Annotated in this window: 14 protein-coding genes; 4 read left to right on the top strand and 10 right to left on the bottom strand. The window is 64.2% G+C overall.

All coding sequences use genetic code 11. The features are described from left to right. Nucleotides 1–2 precede the first annotated feature (2 nt). The 3 genes from H3Z74_RS23230 to H3Z74_RS23220 are packed head-to-tail and all read right to left on the bottom strand — an operon-like array spanning nt 3 to nt 2,907. Nucleotides 3–971, bottom strand: a complete 969-nt coding sequence (locus H3Z74_RS23230) for an MlaD family protein (protein WP_187761823.1) — start codon at nt 969–971, stop codon at nt 3–5. Continuing rightward, a complete protein-coding gene (locus tag H3Z74_RS23225) occupies nt 971–1,801 on the bottom strand; it encodes an ABC transporter ATP-binding protein (protein WP_187761822.1) in 831 nt (276 codons plus the stop codon). The genes H3Z74_RS23230 and H3Z74_RS23225 overlap by 1 nt, the downstream gene beginning before the upstream one ends. Next, the gene (locus tag H3Z74_RS23220) at nt 1,798–2,907 is read right to left on the bottom strand and encodes an MlaE family ABC transporter permease (protein WP_187761821.1); all 1,110 of its coding nucleotides are present in this window, start codon (nt 2,905–2,907) and stop codon (nt 1,798–1,800) included. The genes H3Z74_RS23225 and H3Z74_RS23220 overlap by 4 nt, the downstream gene beginning before the upstream one ends. Nucleotides 2,908–2,969: 62 nt before the next feature. Here H3Z74_RS23220 and H3Z74_RS23215 point away from each other — a divergent pair, with 62 nt between their 5' ends. Next, nucleotides 2,970–3,653, top strand: a complete 684-nt coding sequence (locus H3Z74_RS23215; RefSeq protein ID WP_229726760.1) for an HAD family hydrolase — start codon at nt 2,970–2,972, stop codon at nt 3,651–3,653. Between the two features lie 172 nt (nt 3,654–3,825). Here H3Z74_RS23215 and H3Z74_RS23210 read toward each other — a convergent pair whose 3' ends face one another. The 3 genes from H3Z74_RS23210 to H3Z74_RS23200 form a co-directional block, all read right to left on the bottom strand. Further along, nucleotides 3,826–5,091 carry a DUF445 domain-containing protein gene (locus tag H3Z74_RS23210; protein ID WP_187761820.1) on the bottom strand — a complete coding sequence of 422 codons (1,266 nt, stop codon included), beginning with the start codon at nt 5,089–5,091 and terminating at the stop codon, nt 3,826–3,828. A 68-nt stretch (nt 5,092–5,159) separates the two neighbouring features. Beyond that, nucleotides 5,160–8,321 (bottom strand): efflux RND transporter permease subunit, encoded by a 3,162-nt coding sequence (locus H3Z74_RS23205; protein WP_187761819.1) that lies wholly within the window; start codon nt 8,319–8,321, stop codon nt 5,160–5,162. A 5-nt stretch (nt 8,322–8,326) separates the two neighbouring features. Further along, nucleotides 8,327–9,508: an efflux RND transporter periplasmic adaptor subunit gene (locus H3Z74_RS23200; protein ID WP_187761818.1), complete on the bottom strand. Its 1,182-nt coding sequence runs from the start codon at nt 9,506–9,508 to the stop codon at nt 8,327–8,329. Between the two features lie 241 nt (nt 9,509–9,749). Between H3Z74_RS23200 and H3Z74_RS23195 the strand changes: the two genes are divergently transcribed. Then, the gene (locus H3Z74_RS23195; RefSeq protein WP_187761817.1) at nt 9,750–10,010 is read left to right on the top strand and encodes a GlsB/YeaQ/YmgE family stress response membrane protein; all 261 of its coding nucleotides are present in this window, start codon (nt 9,750–9,752) and stop codon (nt 10,008–10,010) included. 96 nt (nt 10,011–10,106) lie between these two features. Continuing rightward, complete coding sequence (locus tag H3Z74_RS23190; RefSeq protein WP_187761816.1) at nt 10,107–10,826, top strand: SIMPL domain-containing protein; 720 nt, start codon at nt 10,107–10,109, stop codon at nt 10,824–10,826. 60 nt (nt 10,827–10,886) lie between these two features. Here H3Z74_RS23190 and H3Z74_RS23185 read toward each other — a convergent pair whose 3' ends face one another. From H3Z74_RS23185 to H3Z74_RS23175, 3 genes are all read right to left on the bottom strand, one after another. Next, nucleotides 10,887–11,141, bottom strand: a complete 255-nt coding sequence (locus H3Z74_RS23185) for a GlsB/YeaQ/YmgE family stress response membrane protein (protein ID WP_187761815.1) — start codon at nt 11,139–11,141, stop codon at nt 10,887–10,889. 93 nt (nt 11,142–11,234) lie between these two features. Beyond that, nucleotides 11,235–11,534 (bottom strand): CtrA inhibitor SciP, encoded by a 300-nt coding sequence (gene sciP, locus H3Z74_RS23180; protein ID WP_034160363.1) that lies wholly within the window; start codon nt 11,532–11,534, stop codon nt 11,235–11,237. A gap of 103 nt (nt 11,535–11,637) precedes the next feature. After that, complete coding sequence (locus tag H3Z74_RS23175; RefSeq protein ID WP_187761814.1) at nt 11,638–11,868, bottom strand: hypothetical protein; 231 nt, start codon at nt 11,866–11,868, stop codon at nt 11,638–11,640. Between the two features lie 136 nt (nt 11,869–12,004). Between H3Z74_RS23175 and mnmA the strand changes: the two genes are divergently transcribed. Then, nucleotides 12,005–13,117 carry a tRNA 2-thiouridine(34) synthase MnmA gene (gene mnmA / locus H3Z74_RS23170; RefSeq protein ID WP_187761813.1) on the top strand — a complete coding sequence of 371 codons (1,113 nt, stop codon included), beginning with the start codon at nt 12,005–12,007 and terminating at the stop codon, nt 13,115–13,117. A gap of 9 nt (nt 13,118–13,126) precedes the next feature. Here the strand turns inward: mnmA and H3Z74_RS23165 are convergent, their stop codons facing one another. Beyond that, on the bottom strand, nt 13,127–13,468 hold the full coding sequence (locus H3Z74_RS23165) for a hypothetical protein (protein ID WP_187761812.1): 342 nt from the start codon (nt 13,466–13,468) through the stop codon (nt 13,127–13,129). Between the last annotated feature and the right edge of the window lie 23 nt (nt 13,469–13,491).

Genomic DNA, 13,491 nt, shown 5'->3' with positions numbered 1-13,491 from the left:
CCTCACTTGCTGGGCTTGTAGTCGGGAAGTTTCGGCGAGCCGACCAGCGCGCCAGCACCACCCTGGTCGATCTTCTCGGCGACCGAGGTCAGTGCAGCCGACATCTGGCGCAGATCATGGACGAGCAGGCCGACCTCAGGAATGGTCTGCTTCGAAAAGGCCTGAACCCCGGGACGTGCATCGCCAATCACCGCATCGAGCGATTCCATGCTGCGCTGTGCCGCGGCGACCGCCTTGCTGAGATTCTGCGTCGCAGGGCGGACATCCTCATTGATCATCGTGTTGGTAGTGCCGGCAAGTTGGCCAATCTGCTGTGCGGCGTCGCCCGCCTGCTTGATCGCAGTCCGCGTTTCGGCAAGCGCCGCCGCAATCTCAGGTCCGCGATCGGCGAGAGCGCCGGTCAGCCGGTTGGTGTTGGCCAGAATGCCCGTGATCGATTTCTGGTTCTTGTCCGACAGCATCTCGGTCAACCGCTCGGTCAGGGTCGAGAAACGTTCGAGCAGTTGCGGTGCCGAGCTGAGAATTGCGCCGAGGCCGCCCTGTTTGGGCGGGATCACCGGCACGCCGTACGGACAGGATTTCTTCGGCTCGATCGCCGGGCAGCTGATCGCCGGCGCGTTCTTGACCGCGCCGTCGAGCTGGATCTGACTGACCCCGGTAAAGCCGACGCCCTGGATGGTCGCGGTGGTCCCTTCGAGCACCGGCGTATCGTCATTGACCGAGATGCGCACGCGCACGAACTGCGGATCGGGCTTCCACAGCGAGATTTCCTTCACCTGCCCCGCCGGCACGCCCGAAAAAGCCACCGCCGACCCCTTGTTGAGGCCGTCGACCGACTGTTTGAAGAAGATATCATATTCCTTCTCGGCCGAGCCGTTGAGCCGCGCGATCCACACGGTGAACAGCGCCAGCACGGCAAGCAGGATCAGCACCACGGCACCGACCAGGACATGGTTCGAACGGGTTTCCATCAGCGCCTAGCCCCTGCTTGTTCGTCCTGCTCCCGCGCCGTGGCTCGATCGATCGATGCGGTCGCTGCCCGGCCGCGCGGGCCATTGAAATATTCCTGGATCCACGGATGGTCCAACGCGAGAAGTTCCGGAATCGTGCCGACCGCAATGACTTTCTTGTCGGCGAGCACTGCAACCCGGTCGCAGATCGCATAGAGCGTGTCGAGATCATGGGTGATCAGGAACACGGTGAGGCCAAGCGTCTTCTGCAGCCCCTTGGTCAGCTCGTCGAATGCCGCCGCGCCGATCGGGTCGAGCCCGGCAGTCGGTTCGTCAAGGAACAACAGCTCGGGGTCGAGCGCCAATGCACGCGCCAGGCCGGCACGTTTGCGCATGCCGCCCGACAGCTCGGCGGGATATTTGGGCCCGGCATCCGCGGACAGGCCGCTCATAACCACCTTGTACGCTGCGATCTCATCGAGCAGCGACGGATCGAGCTTCGGGTAGAATTCGCGCAACGGGACCTGGATATTCTCCGCGACCGTCAGGGTCGAGAACAGGGCGCCCCCCTGGAACAGCACGCCCCAGCGCTTGCGGATATCGACCGCTTCGGTTTCCTCGCGGCCAATGGTCGGCTCGCCGAACACCGTGATCTCACCCTCGTCAGGGGTCTGCAACCCGATGATCGAGCGCATCAGCACCGACTTGCCGGTGCCCGAGCCGCCGACCACGCCGAAAATCTCGCCGCGCAGCACCTCAAGGTCCAGCCCGTCATGCACGACCTGATCGCCGAAGCTGTTCTTCAACCCATGGACCGTGATGACGGCTTCAGGTGTTTCGGGCGGGCTCATGTCCAGCCGACCCAGGTGAAGAACACCGCGAAAAAGGCATCGAGCACGATCACCAGGAAGATCGCCTGAACCACTGCCGAGGTGGTGCGCAGACCAACCTGTTCGGCATCGGCCTCGACCATCATACCCTGGAAACAACCGGCAATAGCGATGATCGCCCCGAACACCGGCGCCTTGACCAGCCCGACATAAAGATCGGTGATCGGCACGACTTCACGAATACGCTGGATGAAGGTGATCGGCGGGATGTCGAGCGAGATCCAGCATAGCAGGCCACCGCCAATGATCGCGATCAGCGAGGAATAGAAGCCGAGCAGCGGCATCATCAGCACCACCGCAAGCGTCCGCGGCAGCACCAGCGCCTCCATCGGCGAGACGCCGATGGTGCGCATCGCATCGACCTCTTCGGTCAGTTTCATCGTACCGATCTGCGCCGCAAAGGCAGAACCGGAGCGCCCCGCAACCATGATCGCGGTCATCAACACGCCGAGTTCGCGCAACGTCAGCCGCCCGACCAGGTTGATCGTGAACACTTCCGCGCCGAACTGGCGCAACTGCACCGCGCCTTGCTGCGCGATCACAATGCCGATCAGGAAGCTCATCAGCCCGATGATGCCGAGCGCCGATACGCCGACCACCTCGAAACGCTGCACCGTCGCGTTGAAGCGGAACCGGCTAGGGTGACGGATGACATTGCCGAGCGCGATCACCGTCGCGCCCATGAAGCCAAGCAGGCCGACTGTGGTCTTCAGCGCGATCGACGTCGCTTCGCCGATTTCACCGAGAACGCGGGTGAAGCTGCCGACATGCGCCGGACGCATCGACACATTCTGATCGGCCGCCTGGACCTGAGCGAGCAGATGTTCGCCATCCGCATCCAGCCCCTCGATCTTCGCGTCATGTTCGCTGGCGAAGCGATGCACCACCCATGCTCCGACCGTATCGATGCGCTCGATATCGCTCAGGTCGAGCCGGTCGACCGGCCCGGCATAGGCGCGCAGCCGCTCCGGCAGATCGCCGATGCGCGCGAGCGACAAATTGCCGGTGAAGCGCAGGACATCGCCGTCACCGGCGCGTTCGTGCGAGAAGGCGGCCTGTGCGTTCATCGCCCCCATCCTTGGTGCAATCGTGCTGGATCGGCAAGACGTATGCTGTGTAGGACGAAATGATGTCCCAGGAATCCGCGCACCGTATCGCCATCTACGACATGGACAAGACGATCACCGTCGCACCGACCTGGACAGGCTTCCTGATCGGCACGGCACGGTTGCGCGCGCCGTGGCGGCTGGCCCTTTTGCCGCTCGCCGGGCTTGCGGTCGGCGCCTATGCCTTGAAGCTGCTCGACCGTGCGCGGTTGAAGCAAGTGACTCAGCACCTGCTGATCGGGAGCACTATTTCCGCCCAGGATGCCGCCACCGCGGCCACGCGATTTGCCGACCGGATCGTCGCCACCGGCCTGTTCGCCGGTGCTCGGGCACGGATCAAGGCGGACCGTGCTGCCGGCTATCGGCTGGTCATGGCGACCGCTTCCTATGATTTCTACGTCACCGCAATCGCCGCGCAGCTTGGGTTCGACGCAGTCATCGCGACCGGCTCGCGCAAGACACCGGACGGAGGCCTGCGGGCGCTGATCGACGGCGAAAACTGCTATGGTCCGGCCAAGCTGCGCATGATCCGGGCCTGGCTCGATGCGCAGGGAATCGCGCGCGCCGATGCCATGATTCGCTTTTATTCGGATCATGTCTCCGACGCGCCGACACTCGACTGGGCGGACGAAGCGTTCGCCGTGCATCCGCATGGCCCCCTGCGCACGCTCGCCACTACCAAAGGATGGACGATCCTCGACTGGTAGTCCGCCGTTCGAGAATTCGCGGCTGACCGGATTTTGCAGGCGGTGCCAGCCCACTCCCCCCTCCCGGCCACCCATTCAGGATACGCTGTGGGCGGCCGGGAGGGGGGAGCGAGCCGGCACCGCCGAAATGCGCCTTCAGCGCATTTCCCAACGGACTCTAAGACGCAACCGCTCAAAGCAGCGTGTCCACGGCATGAATGACCAATCCGACCAGGCCGCCGACCAATGTGCCGTTGACGCGGATATATTGCAGATCGCGCCCCACGGCATTTTCCAGCCGGCGCGTGATGGTCCGCGCATCCCAGCCGCGCACCGTTTCCGATACGAGCCGGACGATACCGTCACCATAATCCGCCGCCATGCCCACCGCCGCACGACGCGTGAACCGGTTGATGGTTGCACGCAGGCGGGGATCCTCCTGTAATGTCGTGCCGAGTTGGCGCAACGCATCGCCAAGCTTGCCGTTCATCGCGGCATTGGGGTCTCGCGCGATCTTGAGCAGGCTGGCACGCGCGCTTTCCCACATGCCATCGAGCCATTGCTGCATCGCCGGATTGTCGATCAGATCGGCCTTCAGCGCCTCGACCCGCGCGCGCATCTTCGGATCGTATTGCAGGTCATAGGCCAGCACCTCCAGCCCCTCCTCCGCCTTGGCGCGCAACGGATGCTCCGGATCTTCGGCCATGTCGCTGACCAGCCCGTCGAGCCCGGAAATGATCTTGTCGGCAAGCGTCTCGTCGAGACCAGTCCAGCGCAGGATCGACCCCGCGCGTTCATGCACCATCGCGCGCACGAGATGCTCGTTGGAACTGAGCACCTGTGCTGCCCAGCGGATGATACCGTCGAGCAGCGGCAAATGCCGCTTTTCCGCGATCGCGGCGGTCAGCGCCTGGCCGAGCAGCGGCGACACCTCGAGCGTGCGCAACCGCTGCCCGATCGCCGTCTTGACCATGCCGCCGAGACGCTGCGGATCGAAGGATTCGAGCATATTGGCAACCAGGCCCGAAGCGCCACGCCGCAACCGGCCTTCGCTGCCGGCCGGCGCGGCGAGCCAGCGCCCCGCCGCCGAGGCGACATCGAGCTGCCGCATCCGCCGCGCGACCACACCGGGGATGAGGAAATTGTCGCGCAGGAACTGCGCCAGCGTATCGCCGATCCGGTCCTTGTTGCGCGGGATGATCGCGGTGTGCGGGATCGGCAGGCCGAGCGGATGGCGGAAGAGAGCGGTGACCGCGAACCAGTCGGCCAAGCCGCCGACCATCGCCGCCTCGGCAAAGGCGCGAATGAAGCCGAACGCCGGATGCCCGTCATCCAGCGCGCGGGTCGCCAGGAACAAGACCGCCATGGCAACCAGCAGCCCGGTCGCGACGATTCGCATCCGGCGCAACCCCGCAGGCACGGCTTCGGCATTGCGGGATGCGCGGGCGAGCAGCTTCATGAGTGAAACAATCCCCGAAACCGGGGATTGTTCAAGCGTGAAGAGCTTTTAACGCGCGCATCGCACATTTACTCCGCAGGATGCGGGAGATCGTCACCGGACTGCGGTCCGCTGATGCGCCCGGCCGGATGCGGCGGCAATTGCGGCCGGGGGCCGTGGTCGATCACTGGCATGCCGTCATCGCCCGGCTTGTAGGTCAACAGGCCGCGGCGCAGTTTCGGCCCGATCCACTTCTCGACACCGACCGCCAGGCTGAAGCTTGCCGGCACGATCAGCAAGGTGAGGATCGTCGACAGGGTCAGGCCACCGATCACGGTGATGCCCATCGGCGCACGCCAGGAGCCATCGCCGCCCAGCGACAGCGCGGTCGGCACCATGCCCGCGACCATCGCGACCGTGGTCATGACGATCGGCTGGGCGCGCTTGTGCCCGGCATCAATGATCGCGGTGGTGACTTCCACGCCCTTCTCGATTTCCTCGAGCGCGAAGTCGATCAGCAGGATCGAGTTCTTGGCGACGATGCCGAGCAGCATGAGCAGGCCGATGAACACCGGCATCGACAGCGGGTTGCCGGTCACGAGCAGCGCGAACAGGCCACCGAGCGGCGCCAGGAGCAGCGACCCCATATTGACCAAAGGCGGCAGGACACGGCGATAGAGCAGCACCAGCACCGCAAATACCAGACCGACGCCGGCAATGACCGCGATGAAGAAATTCTTGATCATCTCCGCCTGCCATTTGGTCTGGCCGAGCGTCAGCTCGCCAACGCCGATCGGCAGATTCTTCATCGTCGGCAGATTATGAATCTGGGTTTGCGCCGTGCCGCTGACAACGCCCGGGGCAAGGTCAGTGCCGACCGTGATCTGGCGCTGCTGCGCGACGCGTTCAATCTTGGTCGGTCCGGCGCCAAAGCCGATATCCGCAATCACGTTAAGCGGCACCGAACCACCCGTCACGGTCGCGACCGGCAGATTCTGGATCGTCGACAGGCGTTCGCGCGCATTCTCGTCAAGCGCGACACGAATCGGCACCTGCCGGTCCGACAGCGAAAATTTGGCGCTGTTCTGATCGATATCGCCAAGTGTCGCGATACGGATCGCATTCGACAGCGCTGCGGTCGTGACACCCAGATTGGCGGCAAGGTCGAGACGCGGCTTGATCACGATTTCCGGCCGCTGCAGGTCACCGCTGATCCGCGGCGCGACGAGGATCGGCAATTTCGCCATTTCGCGCACCAGCTTGACCGCGGTTTCGTTGAGCAACTTGGGATCGTCGCCGCCAAGCACGATGGTCAAGGCGCGGCCGCTGCCGCCCCAGCCATTCTGCGAGCGGAACGTGACGCGCGCATCGGCAATCGTGTTGAGCTTCGGCGCGAGCCTCTGTTCGAACTGGGTACTGGTCATGCCCTTGTCCTTGTTGAACAGGGCAGTCACCCGGCCGTTACCGACAAAGGAGCGTGAATAGACTGATCTTACCGCCGGCTTTTCCGCCGCCAGGATGTCGGCGACCTGCTTGACCACCTTGCTGGTCTGCTCAAGCGTCGTTCCCGGCACCATTTCGACCAGCGCGGTGGTTGCGTCCTGATCCTGATCAGGCTGGAACGTCATCGGCAGGAAATAGAAGCACACCACGGTCAGCGCGAGCGCGCTCATGCCGCCGACGACCGCCGACCAGCGATGCCGCAGCGTCCATTTGAGCGTGGTGAGATAGGCCTGCATCAGCCGCCCCTCGCCATGCTCGGCATGACCGAAGGCCTTGAGGAAATAGGCCGCGATCATTGGCGTGAGCAGACGCGCCACGGCGAGGCTCATCAGCACCGCGGCGACGACGGTCAGGCCGAAATTCTTGAAGAACTGACCCGACACGCCCGGCATCAGCCCGACCGGCAGGAACACCGCGACGATCGCCATGGTGGTGGCGAGCACGGCCAGCCCGATCTCGTCGGCGGCGTCGATCGACGCCTGATATGCGGTTTTGCCCATGCGCATGTGCCGGACGATATTTTCGATCTCGACGATCGCGTCATCGACCAGCACGCCGGCGACCAGGCTGAGCGCAAGCAGGGTCAGCTGGTTGAGGTTGAACCCCATCAATTCCATGAACCAGAAGGTCGGGATCGCCGAAAGCGGGATGGCCAGCGCGGAAATGACCGTCGCGCGCCAGTCGCGCAAGAACAGGAACACGACCAGGACCGCAAGCAGCGCGCCCTCGATCAGCGCTTCGATCGCGCTGTGATATTGTGCTTCGGCATATTGGGTTTCGTTGAAGATCAGCTTGAACTGGACCTTCGGATTGCGCTTCTCCAAGTCCGCCAGCTTCTTCTCGGCGGCATGGAACACCGCCACGTCCGACGCGCCTTTGGCGCGCTGGAAATCGAAGGTGACGACTTGCTTCCCGTCGAATTCGGATTGTGAACGCTGTTCTGCATAAAGGTCGCGCACGCGGCCGATATCGGCGAGGCGCACGGTTCGTCCGCCGCCGACCGAAATCTGCGTCTGACCAAGCTCATAAGCATTCTTGGCATTGCCGAGCACGCGGACCGATTGCTCGGATCCGGCGATCTCCGCGCGACCGCCGGCGGCATTGAGATTGACTTGGCGGAGCTGCTGGTTGACTTGGCTCGCCGTCAAGCCCTGTGCCTGCAGCTTCAACGGATCGAGGATGATGCGGATCTCGCGGCTGACGCCGCCATTGCGGCTGACCGTCGCCATGCCGGGAACCGACAGCAATTCCTTGCTGACATTATTATCGATGTACCAGCTCAGCTGCTCGATCGTCATGTCGGAGGTGATTGCGGAATAGCTGGCGAGATCGTTGCCGCTGGTGTTCGCGCGATAGATTTGCGGTTCGAGAATGCCATCGGGCAGGTCGTTGCGGATCTGCGTGATCGCATCGCGAATATCGATGACGGCACGATCGATCGGCGTACCGATGGTGAGCTGCACCATGGTCTGCGACTGGCCTTCGGTCACCGTCGAGCTGATCTCGTCGATGCCCTGCAGGCTGCGCACCGCGGATTCGACGCGCTGCGTGACCTGGGTCTCGAGCTCGGTCGGCGCGGCGCCGGGCTGGTTGATGATGATGATCGCCATCGGGAAATCGATGTCGGGGTCGTTATTGACCTGCATGCTCATGAAGCTGAAGACCCCGGCGATCGACAGCGCGATGAACAGCACGATCGACGGTACCGGGTTGCGGATCGACCAGGCCGAGATGTTCCGGAAATTCATATCGATCAGCCCCCGGCCTTAACGGCGCTCTTGGCGACGACCGGCGCCACCTTCTGCCCCGGATTGAGGAACGCGCCAGCCGACAGCACGACGCGTTCCGCGCCGGACAGGCCTGATGCGATCGCAACGCCCGAATCGGTCACCGCGCCGACCTTGACGTCGCGCCGCTCGATCTTGTCGTCCTTGCCGATGATATAGACGAAATTGCCGCGATCGTCACTCAGCACCGCCGATTCCGGCAGCTGCGGGGAGGTTGCCGCGCCGCTGGTGATCTCCGCCGCGGCGAATCCACCCGGACGCAGCGCCGGATTATAGGTCAGCGCAATGCGTGCGATGCCCTGGCGGGTCTGCGGATCGATGATCGGCGAGACCTGCCATACCTCGCCCATGAAGCTCTGCGTACCACCGACCGGCGTCACCTTGGCCCGCACGCCGACCCCGAGACCGATCAGGTCGGCTTCGCTCAGCGCGGCGCGCATTTCCATTTCGCCGCCCTTGGCCATACGGAACAGGGTGCCCGATCCGGCGGTGACGATCTGCCCCGGCTCGACATCGCGCGTCAGCACGAGACCCGCCGCCGGTGCCCGAATGTCGAGCCGGCCATTGCGCGCGCTCTGTTCGCCGAGCGCGGCCTGGCTGACGCGAACGCGCGCCAGCGCCGCGTCGCGGGTCGCGGCCTTGCGTTCCAGATCGGCCTTGGAGATGAAGCCGCGATCGACCAGCTGTTTCGCGCGGTCGAGTTCGGACTGGGCGATCGCCGCGTCGGCGCGTGCGACATTGATCTGCGCCGCAAGCGACGCGGCGGTCTGGGTCTGGACCGAGCGGTCGACGGTTGCGAGCACCTGCCCCGCGCCGACCCATTGACCCGGCTCGACCAGCACGCGCGTCACCAGGCCGCCTTCGCCGGCAACACCGACAGGCATTTCACGGCGCGCGGCGAGCGAGCCTGTCGCCGACAGGACGCGCGGCACCAGCTTGCTGCCCGGCACGGCAACCGTGACATTGGGGAGCTGCTCGACATGCTTGACCTCGGGCTTCTTGGTCCCGAACACGAACCAGGCGGCGATCGCGATCAGCACGACGGCGACAGCGCCGACGATCCACCACAGGCGGTTCGAACGCGGTTCGCCGCCGCCGGGCAGTGCCAGGCGCCCGTCATTGTCGAACGTCGCCGATTCGTAGTTCATCTGATCCACTTTCCCCGTCCCGGCCATCCACTGGCCCACATTCGCGGGACTGTATTAGCGAAATAAGTCACCGACCTCAATAGGCCGTTTTCACTCGGCGCGGCTCCTGCCCTTTTTTGCCCCTTCCCGCAAGCGTCAGTAACCGTTGCGGTGAAGAAACGGGTTGCATTGATTGGGGTTGAGGACGACGTTCCGCAGCGGACTCGCCCAGTAGCGGGCCGATAACATTGGGAGTGAAGCGATGGACCGTAGCATTCTTGGTTGGCTGTTGATCGGCCTGGTGGCCGGCATCCTTGGCAAGATCATCATGCCCGGCAAGGACCCGGGCGGCTTCATCGTCACAATTCTGGTCGGCATTGCCGGCGCGCTGCTCGCCGGCTTCATCGCCCAGTCGATGGGTTGGCAGATCGTCGGCGGATGGCAGAATTATGCCGCGGCGACGGCCGGAGCGGTCGTGCTGCTGGCGCTGTACCGGCTGGTCATGACGCGCCGCGTGCGCTGACACAATTTCGTTGGTTCGTTCAGCTTAGGTTGGCCTGCGGGACGGCACAGGACGTCGTGCAGGCCAATCGGCCTGAGTGATAACGGGAGTTATGGAATGAAGTTGATCGCGACCGCAGTGGCGCTCGCCGCGCTGCCCCTCGCCCTCGCACCGGCGGGCGCACAGGTAGCTCCGGCGATCCTGCCAGATGGAACCATATTGGATGTGACCGCGACGGGCCAAACGAGCCGCGTGCCGGACGTCGCAACGATTCGCGCCGGGGTCGTGACCCAGGCGGCAACCGCCGGTGCCGCGATCAGCGACAATGCGCAGGCAATGGCGCGCATTCTCGCGGCGTTGAAGCGTGCCGGTATCGTGGCCCGCGACGTGAGCACATCGAATGTCGGGCTCAACCCGCAATATCGCTATGTCGAGAATCAGGCTCCGGTGGTTACCGGCTATCAGGCGACCAACACCGTGTCGGTGCGCTTTCGCGACATCGCCAAGTCCGGTGCGATCCTCGACGCGCTGGTGAAGGAAGGCGCGAACCAGATCGACGGCCCCAACCTGGCGATCGACAATCCCGATGCCGCGCTCGACGAGGCACGCGCCGATGCCGTCAAGCGCGCCCGCACGCGCGCCGAACTCTATGCCCGTGCCGCTGGCATGAGCGTGTCGCGGATCGTGTCGATCGCCGAGAATGGCGAGAATCCGGGCGGATCGCCGCCGCCGGTCCTGTATGCCCGCGCCGCAAAGGCCGAGGATGCCTCGACCCAGATCGCGCCGGGGGAAACCGATGTGACGGTGACGCTCAGCGTTCGGTTCCTGCTGAAATAACGAAACGGGCCGCCCGACGGTGTCGGGCGGCCCGTGATGTTTTCGAAACGGAGCGACGTTTTAACGAACGCTGCCGCGACGAACCAGGTTGACGATCGCCAGCAGGATGACCGCGCCGATCAGTGAATAGATGAACGTGGTGATCGTGATCACCTGATTGATGCCGCCGCCGAATATGAAGGAGGCGATCACCGATCCGATGATGCCGACGACGACGTTCAGGATGATGCCCTGCTGCCCGTCGGTGCGCATGATCATGCTGGCCAGCCAGCCGCAAACACCACCAACTACGAGCCAAACGATAAGACCGACCATAATACCCTCCGTTGAGGCCCTTCGATGGGGCCGATGGAGGGAAATACTCGCCAGACCGGGAATTTGTTCCGGTAGCGGTTTAACTTGGCTCGATCAATATTTCTGCTGTCGCTCATAAAGCGAGCGATAATGCTGGATTCGCGTGACACGCAGGCCAGGCATGCCCGACCGGTCGATCGCACGCTGCCAGCCGGCGAATTCCTCGACCGTCAGATTATAGCGTGCGCAAACTTCGTCGACCGTCAGCAAGCCGCCATTGACCGCGGCGACGACCTCGGCCTTGCGGCGCACGACCCAGCGCGTCGTTTCCGGCGGTGGCAGACTGTCCAGCGTCAGCGGCTCGCCGAGCGGGCCGATAACTTTGGCTGGACGGATTTTCTGGTTTTCGATCATTCTCAACCTCGATCGGGGCGGGGGCCCCCTCTCATCAATTTCAATAACGGCAATTAGGCTGCGGACTTGAACAGCGGCTAAAGCGGCTCGGTAAACAGCGTCTTCATATCTCTTTCCATCGCAGGAGTGCGGCGGCCATCGCGGCATTGAACGCACCATGCAGCGGCGCGAACAAATTGACGGCGGCAGCCGTCGTTTCCGGGAGATGCGAGTGGAACAGCGCAGTCGGGCTCGCCGCCTGACGCGCGGCGATCCCGACCATCATCACCGCCAGGTCGGGCGGCAGGATGGCGACGGAAGCGTCGTGCTCGAAACGGGAAAAACTCAAATCCACTCAGGCGTCCTCGGCAAAGAATCAGCGTTGGACAGCCCTGTTAGACCCATACCTCTAAAGGTCCGGTAAAGCCGGTGAAAATCCTTTGGAAAGCATGTGTTTTGCAATGGGGCCTCGCGGTCCCTATGTGCGGCGCATGATCATCGAAGGCGATTTCCAGCTTGGGGGAGACCTCCAGGGCAAGCGTATCGTCGTCGCCATGTCGGGCGGCGTCGACAGTTCGGTCGTGGCCGCGCTCGCCGCGCGCACCGGTGCGGAGACGATCGGAATCACGCTGCAGCTCTATGATCATGGCGAGGCGGTCGGCCGCGCCGGCTCGTGCTGCGCCGGTCGCGACATCCGCGACGCGCGTGCGGTGTGCGATCGGCTGGGCATCGCGCATTATGTCTATGACCATGAATCGAGCTTTCGCGCCGATGTGATCGACGGCTTCGCCGACGAATATCTCGCCGGCCGCACGCCGATCCCATGCGTACGCTGCAATATGGGGCCGAAATTCACCGACCTGTTCGCGATGGCACGCGATCTCGGTGCGGATTGCCTCGCCACCGGTCATTATGTCCGCCGGCTCGAGGGGCCGGACGGGGCGGAACTGCACCGCGCGGTCGACCCGGCGCGCGACCAGAGCTATTTCCTGTTCGCGACGACGCAGGATCAGCTCGAGTATCTGCGCTTTCCGCTCGGCGGCCTGCCCAAGGCGCGGGTACGCGAACTGGCCGCCGAACTGGGCCTGGGGGTCGCGGCCAAGCCCGACAGCCAGGATATCTGCTTCGTGCCCGACGGCGACTATGCCTCGCTGGTCAAGAAGCTGCGCCCCGAGGCAGATACCAGCGGTGACATCGTTGACGAGAGCGGCCGCAAGCTTGGCGAGCATCGCGGGCTGATCCATTTCACCGTCGGCCAGCGCCGCGGACTGGAAATCGGCGGCACGCCCGAACCGCTCTATGTCGTGCGGCTCGAGGCGGAGCAGCGCCGCGTCGTGGTCGGCCCACGCACTGCTTTGGCGGTGGATGCCGCGCGCCTTACCGAGATCAACTGGATCGGCGGCGATCATGCCGGCCCGGTCACCGCCAAGGTCAGGTCGATGGCGAAGCTGGTCCCCGCCAGGCTGGAAAGCGACCGGGTGATGTTCGATGCGCCGGAATATGGCGTCGCGCCGGGCCAGGCGGCAGTGCTTTATGCCGGCGACCGTGTCCTGGGCGGCGGCTGGATCGCGGAAACCGAGCGGGCTGAACTCGCTCTCGTCTGAGATGACGGGTCAGCGCAGCTTCAGCGGCGTACCCTTGAACGGCTCGGGCTGGCAGCCAAGCACCGGATCGAACCGCGCCGACCGGCTCGCCACCAGCGGAACCCAGGCGGTGACCGTCCGGGTCGCCGGTTCTTCGGACAGCTGGATCGCCGCCATGCCCGGTTCGAAATCGCTGCGGCAATTCTTCAGGTCGCGATTGCCGATATAGCGGCAGGCGCACGCGACCCGCGCCGCATAAGCGGTGCCGAGTTCGAGCTGCGGCGTCATCGCACGCGCATAGAGCCAGGCGCCGGCGGACAGCGCGACAAGCAGCACGGGGATCGTCCAGAACATGATGTGCCTTGCCTTCATCGGCTTGCACCCTATCGTTACGT

Source organism: Sphingomonas alpina (assembly GCF_014490665.1).
Lineage (GTDB): Bacteria > Pseudomonadota > Alphaproteobacteria > Sphingomonadales > Sphingomonadaceae > Sphingomonas > Sphingomonas alpina.
Note: the sequence above shows the minus strand (reverse complement) of the source record. Positions and strands in the feature narration are given on the sequence as shown.